At 69.5% G+C, this 18,536-nt stretch carries 20 protein-coding genes; 6 read left to right on the top strand and 14 right to left on the bottom strand.

Annotation, left to right across the window (positions count from 1 at the left end; genetic code table 11):
* Positions 1-29 precede the first annotated feature (29 nt).
* Positions 30-506 (top strand): MarR family winged helix-turn-helix transcriptional regulator, encoded by a 477-nt coding sequence (locus MPE_RS14745; RefSeq protein ID WP_011830505.1) that lies wholly within the window; start codon positions 30-32, stop codon positions 504-506.
* Positions 499-1,764, top strand: coding sequence for an MFS transporter (locus tag MPE_RS14740; protein ID WP_011830504.1), 1,266 nt, complete (start codon positions 499-501; stop codon positions 1,762-1,764). The genes MPE_RS14745 and MPE_RS14740 overlap by 8 nt, the downstream gene beginning before the upstream one ends.
* Here the strand turns inward: MPE_RS14740 and MPE_RS14735 are convergent.
* The 3 genes from MPE_RS14735 to MPE_RS14725 form a co-directional block, all read right to left on the bottom strand.
* On the bottom strand, positions 1,755-2,540 hold the full coding sequence (locus tag MPE_RS14735) for an SDR family NAD(P)-dependent oxidoreductase (RefSeq protein ID WP_011830503.1): 786 nt from the start codon (positions 2,538-2,540) through the stop codon (positions 1,755-1,757). The two genes, MPE_RS14740 and MPE_RS14735, sit on opposite strands and share 10 nt — an antisense overlap.
* 102 nt (positions 2,541-2,642) lie before the next feature.
* Positions 2,643-4,292 carry a methyl-accepting chemotaxis protein gene (locus MPE_RS14730; RefSeq protein WP_011830502.1) on the bottom strand — a complete coding sequence of 550 codons (1,650 nt, stop codon included), beginning with the start codon at positions 4,290-4,292 and terminating at the stop codon, positions 2,643-2,645.
* 136 nt (positions 4,293-4,428) lie between these two features.
* Entirely contained in the window at positions 4,429-5,493 is a 1,065-nt protein-coding gene (locus tag MPE_RS14725) for an MBL fold metallo-hydrolase (protein ID WP_237706329.1), read from the bottom strand.
* 250 nt (positions 5,494-5,743) lie between these two features.
* Here MPE_RS14725 and MPE_RS14720 point away from each other — a divergent pair, with 250 nt between their 5' ends.
* Positions 5,744-7,084, top strand: coding sequence for a DEAD/DEAH box helicase (locus MPE_RS14720; RefSeq protein WP_375136157.1), 1,341 nt, complete (start codon positions 5,744-5,746; stop codon positions 7,082-7,084).
* A 202-nt stretch (positions 7,085-7,286) separates the two neighbouring features.
* Complete coding sequence (locus tag MPE_RS14715; RefSeq protein ID WP_011830499.1) at positions 7,287-7,520, top strand: hypothetical protein; 234 nt, start codon at positions 7,287-7,289, stop codon at positions 7,518-7,520.
* Positions 7,521-7,527: 7 nt separating this feature from the next.
* Here the strand turns inward: MPE_RS14715 and MPE_RS14710 are convergent, their stop codons facing one another.
* Positions 7,528-10,245 (bottom strand): winged helix-turn-helix domain-containing protein, encoded by a 2,718-nt coding sequence (locus MPE_RS14710; protein WP_011830498.1) that lies wholly within the window; start codon positions 10,243-10,245, stop codon positions 7,528-7,530.
* Positions 10,246-10,497: 252 nt separating this feature from the next.
* On the opposite strand from MPE_RS14710, the gene MPE_RS14705 reads away from it, so the two are divergent.
* Entirely contained in the window at positions 10,498-12,138 is a 1,641-nt protein-coding gene (locus MPE_RS14705; RefSeq protein WP_011830497.1) for a flavin-containing monooxygenase, read from the top strand.
* A 16-nt stretch (positions 12,139-12,154) separates the two neighbouring features.
* Here MPE_RS14705 and rsgA read toward each other — a convergent pair whose 3' ends face one another.
* The 3 genes from rsgA to MPE_RS14690 are packed head-to-tail and all read right to left on the bottom strand — an operon-like array spanning position 12,155 to position 14,671.
* On the bottom strand, positions 12,155-13,069 hold the full coding sequence (gene rsgA / locus MPE_RS14700) for a ribosome small subunit-dependent GTPase A (RefSeq protein WP_011830496.1): 915 nt from the start codon (positions 13,067-13,069) through the stop codon (positions 12,155-12,157).
* A 16-nt stretch (positions 13,070-13,085) separates the two neighbouring features.
* On the bottom strand, positions 13,086-13,406 hold the full coding sequence (locus MPE_RS14695; RefSeq protein WP_036231951.1) for a 4a-hydroxytetrahydrobiopterin dehydratase: 321 nt from the start codon (positions 13,404-13,406) through the stop codon (positions 13,086-13,088).
* On the bottom strand, positions 13,403-14,671 hold the full coding sequence (locus MPE_RS14690) for a M48 family metallopeptidase (RefSeq protein ID WP_011830494.1): 1,269 nt from the start codon (positions 14,669-14,671) through the stop codon (positions 13,403-13,405). The genes MPE_RS14695 and MPE_RS14690 overlap by 4 nt, the downstream gene beginning before the upstream one ends.
* 53 nt (positions 14,672-14,724) lie before the next feature.
* Here MPE_RS14690 and orn point away from each other — a divergent pair, with 53 nt between their 5' ends.
* The gene (gene orn, locus MPE_RS14685; RefSeq protein WP_011830493.1) at positions 14,725-15,300 is read left to right on the top strand and encodes an oligoribonuclease; all 576 of its coding nucleotides are present in this window, start codon (positions 14,725-14,727) and stop codon (positions 15,298-15,300) included.
* Positions 15,301-15,415: 115 nt separating this feature from the next.
* Here orn and MPE_RS14680 read toward each other — a convergent pair whose 3' ends face one another.
* The 7 genes from MPE_RS14680 to MPE_RS23365 all read right to left on the bottom strand — a co-directional run bounded on the left by MPE_RS14680 (position 15,416) and on the right by MPE_RS23365 (position 18,438).
* Positions 15,416-15,655, bottom strand: a complete 240-nt coding sequence (locus MPE_RS14680; protein WP_011830492.1) for a CsbD family protein — start codon at positions 15,653-15,655, stop codon at positions 15,416-15,418.
* Positions 15,656-15,699: 44 nt separating this feature from the next.
* Positions 15,700-16,014 carry a BON domain-containing protein gene (locus MPE_RS14675; protein WP_011830491.1) on the bottom strand — a complete coding sequence of 105 codons (315 nt, stop codon included), beginning with the start codon at positions 16,012-16,014 and terminating at the stop codon, positions 15,700-15,702.
* Between the two features lie 171 nt (positions 16,015-16,185).
* Complete coding sequence (locus tag MPE_RS14670; protein ID WP_011830490.1) at positions 16,186-16,521, bottom strand: hypothetical protein; 336 nt, start codon at positions 16,519-16,521, stop codon at positions 16,186-16,188.
* A gap of 239 nt (positions 16,522-16,760) precedes the next feature.
* Positions 16,761-17,456, bottom strand: coding sequence for a hypothetical protein (locus MPE_RS14665; protein WP_011830489.1), 696 nt, complete (start codon positions 17,454-17,456; stop codon positions 16,761-16,763).
* The gene (locus MPE_RS14660) at positions 17,453-17,833 is read right to left on the bottom strand and encodes a hypothetical protein (protein ID WP_011830488.1); all 381 of its coding nucleotides are present in this window, start codon (positions 17,831-17,833) and stop codon (positions 17,453-17,455) included. The genes MPE_RS14665 and MPE_RS14660 overlap by 4 nt, the downstream gene beginning before the upstream one ends.
* An 18-nt stretch (positions 17,834-17,851) precedes the next feature.
* A complete protein-coding gene (locus MPE_RS14655; RefSeq protein WP_011830487.1) occupies positions 17,852-18,199 on the bottom strand; it encodes a hypothetical protein in 348 nt (115 codons plus the stop codon).
* Positions 18,200-18,273: 74 nt separating this feature from the next.
* Positions 18,274-18,438: a DUF1328 domain-containing protein gene (locus MPE_RS23365; protein WP_011830486.1), complete on the bottom strand. Its 165-nt coding sequence runs from the start codon at positions 18,436-18,438 to the stop codon at positions 18,274-18,276.
* Between the last annotated feature and the right edge of the window lie 98 nt (positions 18,439-18,536).

Below are 18,536 nucleotides of genomic sequence, written 5' to 3'. Positions count from 1 at the left end.
GATACAACAATTGTAGCTACAATAAATTCATGACACCTCCCCCACCCTCACGTCCGGCGGTCGCCGCCCCGCAGGGCTGCACCAACCTGAAGCTGCGGCAGCTCAGTCGCGCCGTGACGCGCCACTACGACGCCTACGTGGCGCCGCTCGGGCTGAAGAACACGCAGTACTCGCTGCTGTCGCACGTGGTGCGGCTGGGACCGATCCGGCCCGGCGACCTGGCCCGCCACATGCGCCTGGATGCCTCGACGCTGACGCGCAACCTGCAGCCGTTGCTGGTGCAGGGCTGGGTGGCGCTCGGGCCGGGCGACGATGCGCGCAGCCGGCTCGTCGAGGCCACCGAGTCCGGGCAGGCCAAGCGCGCCGAGGCGCAGCGCGCCTGGAAGCAGGCGCAGCTGGCGCTGAACGCGCGGCTCGGTCCGGCGCAGGTGGTGGCGCTGCATGCGCTGATCGACGACTGCCTGGCCCGGCTCGACGATGCCGAAGAGGACGACAGCGATGCCTGACGCCGCAAATGCCGCTGCCGTCGTGCAGCCCCGCGCGCTGCCGCACCTCGGCCTGGTGCTGTTGGCCGCGGCCGGCGCCTTCGCGCTGACGATGGGCGTGCGCCAGTCGATGGGCCTGTTCCTCGGCACGCTGAACACCCACACCGGCCTGGGCATCGGAAGTATCAGCCTGGCTTTCGCCTGCGGCCAGCTGTGGTGGGGGCTGACGCAGCCCTTCGCCGGCATGGTGGCCGACCGCATCGGAGCGGGGCGCGTGATCTTCGTCGGTGTCTTGCTGGTCACGCTGGGCACCGCGATCACGCCCTACATGGACACGACGGCGGGCCTCGTCCTCTCGATCGGTGTGTTGGCCGCTGGCGGCGCCGGCATGGCCGGGCCGGCGGTGCTGATGGCGGCGACCACACGCCTGATCGAGCCGGCCCGCAGCGGCCTGGCGGCCGGCATCGTGAACGCGGGCGGCTCGTTCGGGCAGTTCGTGTTCGCGCCGGTGGCCCAGGGGCTCACCGCCGTCGCCGGCTGGGCCGTGGCGATGCAGGGTCTGGCGCTGGCGGTGCTGCTGGCGCTGCCGGCGGCCTGGGTGCTGCGCGGCAATGCCCGTCAGCTCGCCGCGGCCGGCAGCGTGCCGGTCGAAGGCACCCGAGTGGCCGTCAGGCGCGCGCTGGCCGACCCGAGCTACCGGCTGCTGAGCGCGGGCTTCTTCATCTGCGGTTTCCACGTCGCCTTCATCGCGACCCACCTGCCGGGCGTGGTGGCCGCCTGCCAGCTGCCGCCGTCGATCGGGGCGTGGGCGCTGGCGGTGGTGGGTCTGTTCAACATCGTCGGCAGCGTCGCGATGGGCTGGGCACTGAGCCACGGTGGCGGGCGCTGGCGCATGAAATCGATGCTGGCCATGCTCTATGCGTCCCGCGCGGTGATCGTGCTGCTGTTCCTGATCGCACCGAAGACCGAGGCGGTGATGCTGGTGTTCTCGGCCGCGATCGGCCTCACCTTCCTGGCCACCGTGCCGCCCACCGCGGGCCTGGTGGCGAAGTTCTTCGGGCCGGCTCACATGGCCACGCTGTTCGGCATCGTCATGCTGGCGCACCAGCTCGGCGGCTTCCTCGGGGCCTATTTCGGCGGCAAGGCCTTCGAGTGGACCGGTGCCTACGATGCCATCTGGATCGTCGACATCCTGCTGGCGGTCGGAGCAGCGCTGGTGCACCTGCCGATTCGCGAGCCCGGTCCGGCGACCCGCGCCGCCGCCGCGGCTCAGGCCTGAACCGTGTAGTTCAGCGCAAGCCGGCCGCCATCGGCGTAGACGATCTGGCCGGTCAGGTAGCTGGCCGCGTCGCTGGCCAGGAAGGCCACCACGTCGGCGATCTCGGCCGGCTCGCCCAGCCGCTTCAAGGGCGTGCGACCGAGGATGCGCTGGCGGGCCTCGTCGCTGGTCAGCACGGCCTGCGTGGCCAGCTCGGTGGCGATCGTGCCGGGTGCCACCGCATTCACGCGCACGCCGTGGTCGGCCAGCGCCAGGGCCATCGCGCGGGTGAGCTGGTTGATGCCGCCCTTGCTGGCGTTGTAGCTGGCGATCGTGGGGATGGCCATCAGGCCGTTGACCGAGCTCATGTTGACGATGACGCCGCGACCCTGGGACGCCATCGTGCGGGCGCAGGCCTGGCCGACGAGGAACGCGCCCTTGAGGTTGACGCCGATCACCGCGTCCCAGTCGGCCTCGGTGACGTCGAGGAAGTCGGCCGCCCTGAAGATGCCGGCGTTGTTGACCAGCACGTCGATCCGGCCGAAGGCCGCCAGCGTGGCGGCGTGCGCGGCCTGTACCTGATCGGCGCGCGACACGTCGCAGTGCCGGTAGATCGCCTGCACGCCGGCGGCGGCCAGGCGCGCGGCCATCGTCTGGCCGCGCTCGTCGTCCACGTCCCATAGCGCGACCGGTGCGCCCTCGCGCGCGAAGCGCTCCGCACAGGCCGCGCCGATGCCTTGAGCGGCGCCGGTGACCACGGTCACACGGCCCGAAAGCGCGAAGTTCACGGTGTTCATTCCGGCTCCCGAATGCCGAGAGCCCGCGCAAAGGGCGGGCTCTCCGCGAAGGCAGTTTAGTGCCGGCCGGCGCTGCGGCACAGCGCAACGACTGCGCGCGGATCAGGCAGCGTGGGTGACTTGCTTCATCGAGCGGCGCAACGCCACCGCGTCGGGCGTGGCCGATGCGCTGCCATCGAGGCGGAACACCTTCACCGTTTCCGCCAGCGTGCCCGACTGCTGCGACAGCGACACCGCCGATGCCGCCATCTGCTCGACCAGCGCGGCGTTCTGCTGCGTGATCGTGTCGAGCTGCGTGACCGCTTCGTTGATCTGCGAGATGCCGGTCAGCTGCTCGCGCGCGCCGTGGCTGATCTCGCTGATCAGTTGGCCGACCTGCTGCACCGTGCGCAAGGCGTCGTCCATCGTCGACCGGGCCGCGTCGGTGAGGCGGCTGCCGGTGTCGACCTTGGCGGCCGAGTCCTCGATCAGTTGCTTGACCTCCTTCGCCGCCGACGAAGTGCGCTGCGCGAGCGCCCGCACCTCGGAGGCCACGACCGAGAAGCCGCGTCCCTGTTCACCGGCCCGGGCGGCCTCGACCGCGGCGTTGAGCGCGAGGATGTTGGTCTGGAATGCGATCCCGTCGATCACCTGGATGATCTCGCCGATGCGCTGCGACGATGCGCTGATCTCGCCCATCGTGCGGGTGACGTCCTGCACCGCGTCGCTGCTGCGCTGGGTCACCGCCGTGGCCTGGGTGGCCAGGCGCGTGGCCTGCTCGGCGGAATCGGCGCTCTGGCGCACGGTGCCGGTGATCTGTTCCATCGAGGCGGCGGTCTCCTGCAGGCTGCTCGCCTGCGACTCGGTCCGTCCCGAGAGATCCTGGTTGCCCGAGGCGATCTCGCCGGTGACGACGCGCATCTGCTCGATCTCGTTGCGCGCGTCGCGCACGATGGACTGCAGGTTCACGTTCAACTGGTTCAGTCCTTTCGTGAGCTGGCCGACGAGGTCGTGGCGGTCGATATCGATCTTCTGCGTCAGGTCGCCGGCGGCCATGCGATTGGCGAACTGCACCAGCTGCGCGGGCGGAGCGATCGTCATCCGGTTCAAGTAGGCGGCGGCGGCCACCGAGCAGAGCAGCAGCGTGGCGATGGCCGTCAGCGCCGGGCCCAGCGCAGGCCACTGCAGCAGGCTACCGCCGGTGACGGCCGCACCCGTCACGAAGCCGGCCGATCCCAGCAGCGCGGCGACGACACCGAGCTTCACCTGAACCGGCAGGCGCAGCACATTCGAGAGGCGGCCCAGCCAGGTGTCGACCCGCAGGCGGCCGGCGTCGAAACGGTGGACCAGTTGTCCGGCGGCCTTCTCGGTACGCATCACTGCATAGAGTTCCTCGGCACGCTCGACATCGGCGCGATCCGGGGCCGTCCGCACCGACATGTAGCCGGTCGGCTGGTCGCCGCTCATGAGCGGCGTGACGTTCGCGATCACCCAGTAGCAGCTACCGTCCTTGCGACGGTTCTTGACCGGCGCCGACCACGGTTGGCCGGAGGCGATGGTGGCCCACATGTCGCGGAAGGCCTCCTCGGGCATGTCGGGGTGGCGGATCATGTTGTGCGGCTGGCCCAGCAGTTCTTCCCGTGCGTAGCCGCTGACCGTGATGAAGGCCGGGTTGCAGTAGGTGATGCGCCCCTTCAGGTCGGTCGTCGAGACCAGGGTTTCGCCGGCGGGGAAGGGGTACTCGCTGGCTGTCACGGGGGTGTTCAGGCGCATGGGATCCTTTGGCGCATCGATGTGTGCGCCGGATCATCGGCAGTGCGTCGCCTCCGCCATTTGATGCAGCGCAATATCGGAGCGTTGCCGCCATGGCCTCCGTGAGGTCCGTCACGGTGGGGGCTGCCGCCGGCGTTCAGCGTGCGCCGGGGGCGGGCGCCTGTGCGTTGCGCGCTTCGCGATCGAGCCACACGCCGAGGCCTTGCGCGTTGAGCTCGACATCCACCGTCAGCAACTCGTCGATCTGCGCATCGGAAAGCACGCTGCCAGCCGCCCGGAGTCTCCGGCGATAGAGCTGTGCCAGTCCGTGGCGCAGTTGCTGATCGCGATCGCCGGCCGTCGCAAGTGGTCGCGCCAGTGCGACCATTGCATCGATCTGCTCGAACAGCTGCTCGGCGAAAGAATCGACCTCGTCGATGCGGCTGTAGTGGGTGAGGTACATGCAGTCCGGGCGCTTCTCGAGCATGCGCGCGATCGAGGTCTTCAAGGGCCCGGGTTCGAACTGCACCGGCGTCGTCGTCGGCAGGACGTAACGACCGCCTGGGGTCCGGAACTCCGGATACGACAGGCCGAAGGTGTCGCCGGTGAACCAGCCGCGGCTGCGCTCGTCCCAGATGCAATGGTGGTGTCGCGCATGGCCGGGCGTCTCGATCAGCAGCAGCGGCCGGCCCGCCAGGTCGAGCACCATGCCGTCGTGGCTGGCGAGCACGCGCTCGGCCGGCACCGGCTGCACCGTGCCGTAGGTACGGGCCACTTCCTCGGCTCCATACACCGCGCTGGCACCCGCGACCAGTGCGCTCGGGTCGATCATGTGCGGCGCGCCGCGCGGATGCACCACCAGCCGGGCGTTCGGCAACTGCTGCATCAGCAGGCCGGCGGCGCCGGCATGATCGAGGTGCACATGGGTGACGATCACGTAATCGACCGCGCCGCGGTCCAGGCCCTGCACGTCGAGCGCGGCCAGCAGGCGCGGCAGCGCGTCGTTGATGCCGCTGTCGACGTAGGCGGCATGGCCGCCTTCGACGACGAGATAGGCCGCATCGAAGCGAGGCCGCATGAAGCCGGTGTCGATCGCGGTGATGCCGTGGCCAAGCGCTTCGAGGAACGGGAAGGTCGTCATCGCAGGACAGGCGGGGAGTGGTGGGAGGAGGCGATTCGATTGTAGGAATTGCCCGCCGGCGGCCTGTCCACCCGGGGACATGCGCGCCCGAATTCGGCACGGGCAGGCGGGATGTGCGACAATGCTTGCTGCGCTGCAAAAAGCAGCCTCCCTCACCCGCGCCGCGGGCCCCGAGGGTCAGTGCATCGTCACCAGTCCGGCCCCACCCGTTTCCCATCGGGGCCATTGCACCCAGTGCAGTCCGTCTGTTGGTCGATGTGTTTTGGACCAACCTGCCGCATCTCTGCATGCGGCGATGACGGACCCGCCGGCAACCCGGCGGGGATGCTTCGTGACTGCTTCGAATTTTGAATCCCTTGGTCTTGCCGCTCCGCTGCTGCATGCCGTGACCCAGCTCGGCTTCACTGCGCCCACCAGCGTGCAGGAACAAGCCATCCCCGCTGCCCTGAAGGGCGGCGACTGGATGGTGAGCAGCCAGACCGGCAGCGGCAAGACCGCGGCCTTCCTGCTGCCGGTGCTGCACCGCCTGCTGAATGCCGGTGCCGCCGAACAGACCCGCGTCGCGACGCCGCGCGCCGTGGTGCTGTGCCCGACCCGCGAACTTGCCCAGCAGGTGTCCGCCGACGCGATCGACCTGATGCGCGGCGTGGGCGAAGCGCTGCGCGCCGAAGCCAAGCAGCACCCGCTGCGCGACGCCGCGCGCGGCCTGCGCATCGCCACCGTGGTGGGTGGCATGCCGTTCGGCAAGCAACTGTTCGACCTGCGCGGCGCCCAACTCGTCGTGGCCACTCCCGGCCGCCTGCTCGACCTGCACAGCCGTGGTCAGATCCGCCTCGACGCGACGCAGGTGCTGGTGGTCGACGAGGCCGACCGCATGCTGGACCTCGGCTTTGCCGAGGACCTGGCGGCGATCGCCGACGCCACCGCCCAGCGCGACCAGACCATGATGTTCTCGGCCACCTTCGCGCCGCGGATCATGGCGCTGGCCAGCAAGCTGATGCGCTCGCCCGGCCGCCTGGAACTGGCGACCGCACACGACGTGCACAGCGACATCACCCAGACCCTGCACTGGGCCGACAACATGGGCCACAAGCAGGCGCTGCTGGAGCACTGGCTGCGCGATGCCGAGGTGGACCAGGCCGTGGTGTTCGCCAGCACCCAGGTCGACACCGAAGCCATCGCCGAGGCGCTGCAGCAGCAAGGCCACTCGGCCGTCGCGCTGCACGGCGCGATGCCGCAGGCGGTGCGCAACCGTCGTCTGCAGAACGTGCGTGACGGCCATGTGCGCGTGCTCGTCGCCACCGACGTGGCGGCGCGCGGCCTCGACGTGCCGAGCATCAGCCACGTCATCAACTTCGGCCTGCCGATGAAGGCTGAAGACTACGTGCACCGCATCGGCCGCACCGGCCGGGCCGGCCGCAGCGGTACCGCAATCACCATCGCCGAGCACCGCGAGCGCGGCAAGATCCGTGCGATCGAGGCCTTCACCCGCCAGCCGATCGAGGCCAGCGTGATCGTCGGTCTGGAGCCCACGCCGCAGCGTCCGCGTCCGGCCAAGCCGCTGCCGGGCCAGCGTCACGGTCAGGGCCGTGGTGGCCGCCCGTCGGGCGGCGGTTTCGGCGGCGGGCGCCGTGAGGGCGCTTCGCGCTTCGGATCACGCGACGGTCGCTGAGTGCCGCAAGGCGCTTTGCGGAATGAGGGCTGCCGAGAGGCAGCCTTTTTTCTTTCTGCAGGTGCGCTCGGCACGGGAGGACAGGAATTTTTCCCATTTCCATGCTGTCAGTTTTTTGTCAGGCTGAGGTCCGGCGCCTTGCTGCCGAACCGCTGTCCGATCGATCGGACAGCTTCTTGCAACCCTTCAAGAGGAGACCTGCATGAGCCTGCTGCGCACCCTGATCATCGCCATCGGCCCGATGCTGGGCACTTCCGTCGCGCTGGCGCAGAACGCGCCGGCCGCCAAACCGGAAACCAAAGCGACCCAGGCCAAGTCCGCGGCCCAGCCAACCGGTGGGCGCGACTGGACCCAGATCGACACGAACAAGGACGGCTATGTGTCGCCCGAGGAGATGGAAGTCTGGCTGAAGGCCAATCCCGGCCCGGCCAAGTGAAGCGGCGCTAGCGGCCCGTGGTGTCCGATGTCTTCACGACGCGGATGGCCTCGAGCCGCGTTTTCACACCCAGCTTCGAGTAGATGTTGCGGACGTGGAATTTCACGGTGTCGCGGCTCACGCACAGCGCGCTGGCGATCTCCTCGTTCGACTGGTAGTCGACCAGCATCGCGAGCACCTTGTGCTCGCGCTTGGTGAGGGGTTCCAGCGCCGCGGCGCGCCAGGGGGTGTCCGCAGGGGCTGGCGCGGTGCCGCTGGCCTCGATCAGCCGTCCCAGGAGGGCGCGGGCCTCGGCGCCGTTCTCGGGGGCTGCGGCCGGCAGGTTGGCATGGGCGCGCAGCAGTGCCGCCAGTGCCGGGCCTTCGTCGAGGAACATGCGCACGTAACGGCCGGGCGCCGCGAGTTCCAGCGCCAACTGCAGGCAGCGGTGCGCCGGCCGCGTCTGACCCAGACTGTGGTGCGCCAGCGCCGCCAGCGTCTGCAGCCGGATCTGTCGGTGCACGCGCCCCTGGCGCTGTGCGGCCGCTAGGCAGGCGCCGATCTCGTCGAGCGCCTGGGCCGCGCGGCCCGCATGCAGATCGAGCCGGATGCGGCCGATGCGCGGGCCGTCGGTCTCCTCCGAGAACCGCACCCAGTCGTCGGTGTCGCTGCGGCTCTCGGGTTGCAGGCGGGCGGCGAGCGTCTGCGCCCGATCGACGCGGCCCGCGACGAGTTCGCGGCGCACCCGCTCGCCCTGTATCAATTGCACGGCGCGCGGCCAGCGGCCGTTGTAGCTCAGCCGTTCGGCCTCTTCCAGAGTCTCCAGCGCGAGCGCGAGCTCCCCGCGCTGGTCGCGGATGCGGGCGACCGCCCGATAGCAGACCACGAGGTAGTCATGCAGCGAGGCCTCGACGATCATGTCGTGGAACTGCTCGAACAGCGCCAGCGCGTCGCCGGTCTGGTCGGCTTCGTAGAGCGCCATCACCAGCGCACAGGCCAGGCAGGCCTTCGAGACCGATTCCTCCAGCACCATGCGCCGGTCGGAGATCGCGCCGCGCAGGTGCTCCACGGCTTCGGGCAGCTGCCCCTGCGCCACCAGCGTGAGGCCCGAGTGCACCAGCGAGTAGGCCAGCGTGAAGGTCGCATTCGAGCGCTCGCTGAGCGAGCGGCCCTGCGCCAGGCTGTGCAGCGCCGGGCCGAACTCGCCGCGCATCATGCCGACGAAGCCGCGCACGTTGTGGCCGGCGGCGAGCTCGAAATTGCGGAAGCGGTTGGACGTCGGCTCGCGGTGCTCGGTATGCGCCACGTACTCCAGCGCGCGGGCCGGATCGTCCTGCAGGACGGCGGCCATCGACAGCGCCAGCCGCGGGTCGCCTTCGATCAGCCGTCGTGCCAGGTTGGCACGCAACACCGGCAGCAGCGGCGCCAGCTGCTCGTGCCGGATCAGGAACGTGAAGGCCCAAGACAGCTTGACCGCGATGCCCGGGCGCCGCGTGGCGGCATCGGCCGGCAGGCGGTGTGACCAACGGTCGACGGTGGCGAAGTGACCGTCCGGCACCAGCGCGTCGGACCAGTGGTCGAAGACCTCGCAGGCGCGGTCATCGTCACCGGCGCTCAGGTGGTGGTGCAGCGCTTCTTCCAGCTGGCCCTGCGACTCGAACCAGGCCGCGGCACGGCGGTGCACCGCGACCCGGTGCTCGGGTTGCGTGCGCGCCAGCTGCTCCTGGAGGAAGTTCGCGAAGATCGCGTGGTAGGTGAACCAGCCTTCGCCTGATTCCAGCCGCCGCACGAACAGCCCGTCGCGTTCGAGCGAGGCGAGCATCTCCTGCCCGTCGCTGCGGCCGAGCACGTCGTCGCACAGCGCGGCCGACATGCGCGACAGCACCGACGTCTGCAGCAGAAAGTCCTGCACCGGCGGCGGCTGCTGGCCGAGCACGTTCTCGGCGAGGTAGTCGGCCACCTCGCGCGGTGCGCCTCCGCACCCGCTGGCCAGCGAGTGACGCACCGAGGCCGAGCCCAGCGCGAGCCGGTACAGCTGCACCGCAGCGGGCCAGCCTTCGGTGCCGCGGAAGATGGCGTCGAGCTCGGTGTCGCTGACGCTCAGACCGCGGTCGGCGTCGAACACGTGGCGCATCTCCGCGCGCGAGAAGCGCAGGTCCTCGGCGCTGACCACCAGCGCCTCGTCGCCCACCACCAGCCGCGGCAGGCCCACTTCGGGCACGACGCGGCTCGCCAGGAACCAGCGGATGCGGTCGGGCGCGTTCGTGATCAGTTCGCGCAGCAGCCGCAGCGCACCGGGGTCGGTGATCGCGTGCAGGTCGTCCAGGAACAGGGCCACCGGCCGGCCGAGTTCGAGCAGCCGGCCGATCAGCCAGTCGGACCGCGGGGTGATGGTGCCGGCGCTTCCGGCGTAGTCCTCGTTCGGCGGAGTGGGCGACTGCGAGCCCAGCACGGTCAGCAGCGCCTGCAGATGCCCCAGCAGCCGGCGGATGTCGTTGTCGCTCTCGTCGAGCGAGAGCCAGCCGGTGAGGGCGCCGCCGCTCGCGCTGGCGGCTTGCGCCTGCAGCATCAGGCTGGTCTTGCCGTGCCCCGCGGGGCCCTGGAACACCACCACGCGCTCGGCGACATCGCGGAACAGCCGTGCGAGCAGCGCGCTGCGCTCCACCGCATGGCGGTGCGCGTGCGGAGGCAGGATCTTGTGGTTCAGCGGCAGCGGCACGAAGCCGGCCGGTACGGCGATCTTCAAGGGCGGGAAACCGGAGGAGAGACGGGGTCGATGTCGGCGCCGAGATTCTGCCTACGCAGCCTGAGGTTTGCTGCGGTGCAAACCCCTTCGGCCCGCCGTTCTGCCGAGGCCTACGGGAAACCACTAGCCCGTGCATCGGCCAAAAACTAGCCTGCGGGTGGGGGCGGCCGGCGGCACGCGTCGCGATGATCCGTTCAGGATCGACGCGCTGTGTGCGCCGTCGAGTGACCGTCAAGGAAAGGGACAACAGCAATGGACAAGGCAAGCTCCTCCTCGGGTTCGGCGGGTCGCGGCGCGCCGACCACACTCGATGTCGTGGTGGTCGGTGCCGGCTTCGCCGGCCTCTATGCACTGCACCTGCTGCGCAAGAAGGGCTACTCGGTGCGGGTCTATGAAGCCGGCGACGGCATCGGCGGCACCTGGTACTGGAACCGCTATCCCGGCGCGCGCTGCGACATCGAGAGCATCGAGTACTCCTATTCCTTCGACGAGCAGCTGCAGCAGGAGTGGGACTGGCCGGCGCGCTATGCCGACCAGGCCGACATCCTGAAGTACATCAACCACGTGGCCGACCGCTTCGACCTGCGGCGAGACATCCAGCTCGAGACGCGGGTCACGTCGGCGCACTTCGACGAGAAGGCCAGCCGCTGGACGGTGACGACCAACCGCGGCGAGACGGTCTCGGCCCAGTTCTGCATCATGGCGACCGGCTGCCTGTCGACGCCCAAGCAGGTCGACGTCGAGGGCATCGACGACTTCGCCGGGCAGTGCTATCACACCGCGGCGTGGCCGCGCGGCGGCGTCGACTTCAGCGGCCGGCGCGTCGGCATCATCGGTACCGGCTCGTCGGGCATCCAGGCCATCCCGCACATCGCGAAGCAGGCCAAGCACCTGACGGTGTTCCAGCGCACACCGAACTTCAGCATCCCGGCCTGGAACCATCCGCTCGACGACGAGCAGCGTCGCGTTCAGAAGGCCGAGTACGCCGACCTGCGCCAGCGCGAATGGAACTCCATCCTCGGTATCTCGCGCTTCCCGGTCAACCCGAACCGCGCGCTCGACGCCACACCCGAGGAGCGCGAACGAGAATACGAGGCCCGCTGGGCGATGGGTGGCCTGAGCTTCTACACCTCGTATGTCGACCTGCTGGTCGATCCGCGGGCCAACGAGACGCTCGCCGAGTTCGCGCGCCGCAAGATCCGCCAGAAGGTCAAGGACCCGAAGGTGGCCGAGATGCTGGTACCCAAGGGCTACCCGTTCGGCACCAAGCGCCTGTGCGCCGACACCGACTACTACGAAACCTACAACCGCGACAACGTGACGCTGGTCGACCTTCGCGCCACACCGTTCCAGAAGTTCTCCGCCAGTGGCGTCACCACGCAGGACGGTCGCTTCCACGAACTCGATGCGCTGATCACGGCCACCGGCTTCGACGCGCTGACGGGCACGCTGTGCAACATGGACATTCGCGGGCGCGGCGGCGAGGTGCTGGGCGACAAGTGGAAGGGCGGGCCGCGCACGGCGCTGGGCATCATGAGTGCCCGGTTCCCGAACATGTTCGTCACCACCGGCCCGGGCAGCCCGTCGGTGCTGTTCAACATGATCCTCGGCAACGAATACCACGTCGAATGGATCGTGCGGGCCATCGAGGACGTGCGCAAGGCCGGCCGTGTCGCCATCGAGCCGACGCAGGCGATCGAGGACTTCTGGTGCCAGCACGTCACCGATGTCGGCAACCAGACGCTCTTCACGCAAGCCGACTCCTGGTACATGGGCGCCAACGTGCCGGGCAAGCCGCGGCAGATCCTGCTGTACCTGGGGGGCTTCCCGGCCTACAAGGCCACCTGCGAGGACATCGTCGCGAAGGGCTATGAGGGTTTCGCGATGGTCTGAGGGCGGCGCCGGCGTCTCACCAGCGCGTGCGCGCCCGCTCGTCCAGCAGGTCGCCGTAGATGCGCCAGCGGCTGGCGCTGACGTCGCCGCGCTCGACCGCGGCGATCACCGCGCAGCCCGGCTCGTGGCGGTGGGTGCAGTTGTAGAACTTGCAGCCGCCGGCATGGGCGCGCAGGTCGGGCATGTAGGCCGGCAACTGCTGGGCCTCGATCTGCTGCAGGCCGAACTCTTGGAAGCCCGGCGAATCGATCAGCGCGCTGTTCGTCGCGCGATCCAGCCAGTACCACTGGGTGGTGGTCGTGGTGTGCCGTCCGGAGTTGAGCGCCTGCGAGATCTCGCCGACCTGGGCTCGGGCGCCCGGCAGCAGCGCATTGATCAGCGTGCTCTTGCCGGTGCCCGACGGGCCGAGCACCAGCGTCGTTCGCCCAGCGAGCCGTTCGTTCAGCGTACCGGACGCGGCGTCGAACGCGTGCTTCAGCGACAGCTCGATCACCGCATAGCCCATCGCCCGGTAGGGTGCGAGGCGGGCGCGCTGGGCTGCGGCGTCCGGCAGGTCGGTCTTGTTGAGCACGATGGTCGCGTCGATGCCGGCCGACTCGGCGGCGATCAGCGCGCGCGTGAGCTGGGATTCGCTGAATTGCGGGTCGACCGCAAGCCAGATCAGCAGCTGGTCGAGGTTGGCCGCGAAGGACTTGGTCTTCCACTCGTCCTGGCGGAACAGCAGGTTGCGGCGCGGCTCCAGGTGCTCGATCACGCCCTCGTCCTGGTCGCCGCCGACCGGCAGCCAGCGCACGCGGTCACCGACGACCAGCGCGCTCTTCTTGCCGCGCGGATGGCAGATCAGGCGGTGGCCCTCGGGCGTCTCGACGATGTAGTGCCGGCCGTGCCCGGCCACCACGAGACCCAGGTCGAGCTCGACCGGACGGGTCAAGCGCGCCCCTTGCGCTTCATGTGAGCAGGGCGTCGAGCTTCGCCGCGCAGATGAAGTCGTTCAGCGAGATGCCGCCCACCGAGTGGGTGTTGAAGCGCACCGCGCAGCGGTCGTAGCTGACGGCGAGATCGGGGTGGTGGTCCTCGCGGTTGGCGATCCAGGCCACCGCGTTCACGAAGCCGATGGTCTCGTGGTAGTTCGCGAAGCTGTAGGTCTTCTCGATCGAACCTTCGACGAGCGACCAGCCGACCACCGTCTGCAGGTGCTTGCCGATCTCGTAGGGCGTCATGGCGCCGTCGGCCTGCGGCAGGCAATGCTGTTCGGACAGCTTCGTCATGCCAGGGCTCCCATCGCGGCCAACCGCTCCGAAGCGGGCGGGTGCGAGTAGTAGAAGCGCACGTAGAGCCGGTCCGGCGTCAGGGTCGAGGCGTTGTCCTCGTAGAGCTTGAGCAGCGCGCCGCCGAGATCGCGGGCGCTGGTCTGTGCGCAGGCGTAGGCATCGGCCTCGAACTCGTGACGGCGCGAGAGGCTGGCGAACAGCGGCGTGACGAAGAAGCTGAACACCGGGCCGACCAGCAGGAACAGCAGCAGCGCGAGCGCGTCGTTCGGTGCATCGAGGCTGGGCCGCACGCCCAGCCCGGCATAGAACCAGACCTGCTGCGACAGCCAGCCGAGCAGCGCGAAGCCGGCGAGACTGAGCGCGAACATCGCGACGATGCGCTTCGTGACGTGGCGGTGCTTGAAATGGCCCAGCTCGTGCGCCAGCACCGCCTCCACCTCGGGCGGCGACAGCTTGGACAGCAGCGTGTCGAAGAACACCACGCGCTTGGCGGCCCCGAAGCCGGTGAAGTAGGCGTTGGCGTGGGCCGAGCGGCGGCTGCCGTCCATCACGAACAGCCCCTTGGCTGCGAACCCGCAGCGCGCCATCAGCCCCTCGACGCGCGCTTTCAGCGCACCGTCCTCGAGCGGTTGGAACTTGTTGAAGATCGGCGCGATGACGGTCGGATAGAGCACCAGCACCAGCAAGTTGAAGCCCACCCACACGGCCCAGGCCCACAGCCACCAGGTCGCGCCGGCTGTGCCCATGAGCCAGAGGATCAGCGCGGCGATCGGCAGCCCGAGCAGCGCGCCCACTAGCACGCCCTTGGCCTGGTCGGCCAGCCACAGCCCGGGCGTCGTGTGGTTGAAGCCGTGGCGTTGTTCCAGACGGAAGGTGGTCCAGGCTTCGAAGGGCAGGTCGATCAGTCCGGTGATCAGCGCGAACGCCGCCAGCAGTGCGAGCTGGTAGCCCAGATCGCCGAGCGCGGGCCGGGCCTCGGCGAGCAGCCAGCCGTTCAGCGCATCGAGTCCGCCCAGCAGCGTCCAGCCCAGCAGCACCGCGGCGCCGAAGGCGGTGGTCAGCAGGCCCAGGCGCAGCTTGGCGAGCGTGTAATCGGCCGCGCGCTGGTGGGCTTGCAGGCTCACGGTGGCTTCGAAGGCCGCCGGCACGCTGTGGCGGTGGGTGGCAACGTGGCGGATCTGGCGGCTGGCGAGCCAGACCCGCAGCAGCAGGGAGCCGACCAGGAAAGCCGCGAAAAGCACGGTCAGGATGCTTGTCGTCATGGTGGATCAGTGTACGTGTTGACCGACAATGAGCGGCTCGCAAGGATCCCCTCATGACCGAAACCGCCATCGCTTCCTCCCCGCTTGCCAAGAGCGAGCAGAACCTGATCTGGATCGACCTCGAGATGACCGGGCTCGATCCGCTCAACGACCGCATCATCGAGATCGCGGTCGTCGTCACCGACCCGGGTCTGACGGTGCGCATCGAGGGTCCGGTGTTCGCGGTGCACCAGAGCGATGCCGTTCTCGACGCGATGGACGCGTGGAACAAGGGCACGCACGGCCGCAGCGGCCTGATCGACCGCGTGAAGGCCTCGACCGTGGACGAGGCCGCTGCCGAGCGGCAGGTGATCGAGTTCCTGAAGGCGTACGTGCCGGCCGGCAAGTCGCCGATGAGTGGCAACTCGATCTGCCAGGACCGCCGCTTCCTCGCGAAGGACATGCCCGCGCTCGAGACCTTCTTCCACTACCGCAACCTCGACGTCAGCACGCTCAAGGAGCTGGCGCGGCGCTGGAAGCCGGCCATCCTGGACGGCTTCAAGAAGGCCCAGGCGCACACCGCACTGGCGGACATCCACGAATCGATCGACGAACTGGCCTATTACCGCGAGCATTTCCTCGCCCTCTGACGCGGGGCGCGGCCCGGAACGACAAAGGCCCGGCCTCTGGGAGGCCGGGCCGCTGCGCTCGGGGATGTCGGTCCTGGAACGCGGGGAGGGGCGGTGGCGCCCCGGGATCGACGGGTCAGTGGCGAGGCGAGTTGCCGCCGTCGGTGAACCAGTCGTCCTTGGCGCTGCGCTCCCATGACGACACCTGTTTCTCGGCTTCGTCCTTGGCCACGCCGTAGCGCTCCTGGATCTTGCCGGCGAGCTGGTCGCGCCGGCCGGCGATGACGTCGAAGTCGTCGTCGGTCAGCTTGCCCCATTGCTCCTTGGCCTTGCCCTTGAGCTGCTTCCAGTTGCCTTCGATGCGGTCCCAGTTCATGTGTGGATCTCCTTCAGGTGGGTTGCAGAAAGATGAAGGGCGGGTCAGCCCTTCACGACGATGGAGTTCTTCACGTCTTTCACGCCATTGGCGCGGCGCGCCAGCACTTCGGCCTGCGCCTTCTCCGTCGGGGTCTTGGCGAAGCCCGACAGCTGCACGGTGCCATTCAGCGTTTCCACGCTGATCGCGCTGGCGTCGACGGTCTTGTCCTCGACGAGCTTGGCCTTCACCGAGGTTGTGATGGTGGCGTCGTCGATGTACTGACCGACGGTCGACTGGCCGCGCTGCACCGCGCAGCCGCTGGTGACGACGAGGGTGGTGGCCGTGGCGGCCGCGATGAGCAGGGTACGGAAGTTCATGGTGGTTTCTCCTGAGGTCTCGGGGTGGAAGTGGTTGTCGCGAGCGGCACGCCGCCTTCCGGCGGGTCCTTCATCTCGTCCGCGTGCTCTTCCTCGTCACGCAGGATGTCTTGGCGTCAAAGATGGCGAAGGCTCGGATCGTTCATCGAAAGCTCCTTGGTGGGGTCGGTGTCACTGATCCTCGTTCTTGCTGCGGCGCAGGGTGCGGGCATCCGCGCTGCCGCTGTGCGGGTGCTCGGAGTCGGAACGACGCTGCGATTCCGAGCGCTTGTTGTGGTCCTGCTGGTCGCGCTGGCTGCTGACCAGGCCCACGCCGACCAGCACGGCGAACACGGCGATCAGCACGGCGTACCAGGTGCCGATCGAGGTAGCGGCCGGATCCGGGAACCCGGCCTGCGCCGAAGCCGTGCTGGCGATCAGCAGGCTCGTCGCGGTGAGGAGGAGGGCTCGGCATTTCATGGTGGGGTCGGCGATCGTTGGGGTGTGAACGGCATCGGTGTCGAGCACATCGGTACCGTCCTGCACCGTTGACCACACTGTAGAAACCGGCGCGTTCGCGAGGTATCAGCAGCCGGCGCGACGACCTGTAGGACGCGGCGCCATCCCGGCGTGCGTGCGTTGCACCCTTGGTGTCGTGCGTGCCCGCAGGCGAGAACGCCGACCCGAGCCGGAGAGCGTCCGGTCCGCGAGGCGGGTCAGACAGGAAGGGGGCGGTCCGACGAACGCGTGCCTCGGCACGCGCGGCTTCAGCGCGCTGCGGCGGCGGCCGGGGGAGGGGGGTCTGCGGCGTCGCCGCTGAGTGCGGGGTCGGGATCGTTGGCGGCCGCCGTGGCCGTGGCCGTGGCTGCGGGGGGCGCCGCGGCCGGAGCCTGCTCCGGGGCTTCCGGTCCGTCGCGATCGGAGATCGGACCGTCCGGGGCCTGTCCCGCCAGGCTCGCCAGCAGCCGACTCAGGTCACCGTTCGCCAGCAGAGTCGCAAGGCCCCCGGCGCTGAGCCAGCGCGACGGACCGCCGCGGGGCCACAGTGCCGAAAGCAGAACCGACGACAGCGCGGCCTGGGGAAGCCAGCGCCACGGCCGCACGACCATCAGCAGCGCACCGGCCCCGGCAGCCAGCGCCACCAGGCGCAGCGGATGGCGTTCGGCCAGCGGACCGACGATGCTGCGTGCTGCTGGTGCCGCGACCTCGGCGGCGACGTCGAACACCTGGTGCAGCGGATGGCGCTCCCACCAGCGCGTCAGCATCGAGACCAGCACGTCGAGCGTGCTGTCGTCGCCACCATCCGCGCCGTTCGGCCTCGTTTCCGAGGCGGACCGAGGTGGGTCGCGCCGCGGCGCACGGCGGTTGCCGACCCAGGTCTTGCGCAACCGTGCGCGCGAGCGCTCCAGGCGCTCGATGGGTGTCAGGGCTTCGGGGGGGATGGGCGCGGCGTCCGGCTTCATGGCGCGAGACCTTCACGCACCATCGCCATGTCTTCGCGCAGTTGCGCGCGCAGGTTGCCGAAAGCGGGTCGCGCGTCGATGCGGCGTGCGGTGAACACGCCGAACACCGCCACGAGGCCGGGTACCAGCGGCACCACCCACAGCAGCCAGACGCGGCCGGCGTCGATCGCCGGCAGCGCGGCCCACAACATCAGCGCCACGCCGCCGAGGAGCAGTGCCGCGAGGCCAGCCACCGCGGCGACGGCGAGCCACAGCAGCCGCCGCACCCAATGGGCCTGCAGCTCCTGCAGCTCGTCGCTCGCCAGATCCGCGTACGCCGCCGCGTGCTCGACGAGGGCGTCAGGCTCGCTCGCCAGTACGCGGAGCAGCGGCAGCATGGTGGCCAGAGTCTCGGATCAGCGGCGGTCGCTGCGGCGGTGCGACAGGAACTGCGCGACTGCCATCAATGCGGCGCCGGCGGCTGCGGCGATCAGGACCGCCTTGACGGGCTCCTCCTGCACGTAGCGGACGCCACGGTCGCTGGCGTCGAGCGCGCGTTCGCGCAGTTGCACGGTGCGGTCACGCACCGCGTCGTAGCCGCGGTGCGCCAGATCCTCGGCCTGGTTCGCCAGGCGAACCGCCGCCGGGATCACGCGCTCGCGCACGCCGTTCACGGTCTGCTCGGCGCTGTCGGCCAGGCGGTTGGCGGCGTCGGCGGCCTGCTGGACCTGGGGTTGGATCGATGCGGTGCGGGGTGTGGACATGGCAACTCCTTGCGAGGTTGTGGAGAAGAGTATGCGCCTCTGCGGCGCGAACGACGGTGCTCGTGCGGCGGACCTCAGCCCTTGCGGATCAGGCCGAACAGGAAACTGGCGACGGCGAGGACCACGAACACGAAGAACAGGATCTTGGCGATGCCGGCCGCGCTGGCAGCAATGCCGCCGAAACCGAAGACGGCCGCGATCAGCGCGATGATGAAGAAGACGACGGCGTAGTGCAGCATGGAGGGCTCCTCTGTTGAGACGGTTCCCGGTGGGCCGGGAGGCCGGCGCGGGAATCGCACCGAACCGAAGCCTCAATGTAGAAGGGGGGCCCCGATCG

This window comes from Methylibium petroleiphilum PM1, from assembly GCF_000015725.1.
In the GTDB taxonomy this organism is placed as follows: domain Bacteria; phylum Pseudomonadota; class Gammaproteobacteria; order Burkholderiales; family Burkholderiaceae_C; genus Methylibium; species Methylibium petroleiphilum.
Note: the sequence above shows the minus strand (reverse complement) of the source record. Positions and strands in the feature narration are given on the sequence as shown.

Coding starts and splice junctions, on each gene's coding strand:
- MPE_RS14725 (WP_237706329.1), bottom strand. CDS start 5,493: ATGTCCCCGGGTGGACAGGCCGCCGGCGGGCAATTCCTACAATCGAAT.
- MPE_RS14660 (WP_011830488.1), bottom strand. CDS start 17,833: ATGCTGCCGCTGCTCCGCGTACTGGCGAGCGAGCCTGACGCCCTCGTC.
- MPE_RS14695 (WP_036231951.1), bottom strand. CDS start 13,406: ATGACGAAGCTGTCCGAACAGCATTGCCTGCCGCAGGCCGACGGCGCC.
- orn (WP_011830493.1), top strand. CDS start 14,725: ATGACCGAAACCGCCATCGCTTCCTCCCCGCTTGCCAAGAGCGAGCAG.
- MPE_RS23365 (WP_011830486.1), bottom strand. CDS start 18,438: ATGCTGCACTACGCCGTCGTCTTCTTCATCATCGCGCTGATCGCGGCC.
- MPE_RS14655 (WP_011830487.1), bottom strand. CDS start 18,199: ATGTCCACACCCCGCACCGCATCGATCCAACCCCAGGTCCAGCAGGCC.
- MPE_RS14715 (WP_011830499.1), top strand. CDS start 7,287: ATGAGCCTGCTGCGCACCCTGATCATCGCCATCGGCCCGATGCTGGGC.
- MPE_RS14730 (WP_011830502.1), bottom strand. CDS start 4,292: ATGCGCCTGAACACCCCCGTGACAGCCAGCGAGTACCCCTTCCCCGCC.
- MPE_RS14705 (WP_011830497.1), top strand. CDS start 10,498: ATGGACAAGGCAAGCTCCTCCTCGGGTTCGGCGGGTCGCGGCGCGCCG.
- MPE_RS14680 (WP_011830492.1), bottom strand. CDS start 15,655: ATGAACTGGGACCGCATCGAAGGCAACTGGAAGCAGCTCAAGGGCAAG.
- MPE_RS14665 (WP_011830489.1), bottom strand. CDS start 17,456: ATGAAGCCGGACGCCGCGCCCATCCCCCCCGAAGCCCTGACACCCATC.
- MPE_RS14745 (WP_011830505.1), top strand. CDS start 30: ATGACACCTCCCCCACCCTCACGTCCGGCGGTCGCCGCCCCGCAGGGC.
- MPE_RS14740 (WP_011830504.1), top strand. CDS start 499: ATGCCTGACGCCGCAAATGCCGCTGCCGTCGTGCAGCCCCGCGCGCTG.
- MPE_RS14735 (WP_011830503.1), bottom strand. CDS start 2,540: ATGAACACCGTGAACTTCGCGCTTTCGGGCCGTGTGACCGTGGTCACC.
- MPE_RS14690 (WP_011830494.1), bottom strand. CDS start 14,671: ATGACGACAAGCATCCTGACCGTGCTTTTCGCGGCTTTCCTGGTCGGC.
- MPE_RS14675 (WP_011830491.1), bottom strand. CDS start 16,014: ATGAACTTCCGTACCCTGCTCATCGCGGCCGCCACGGCCACCACCCTC.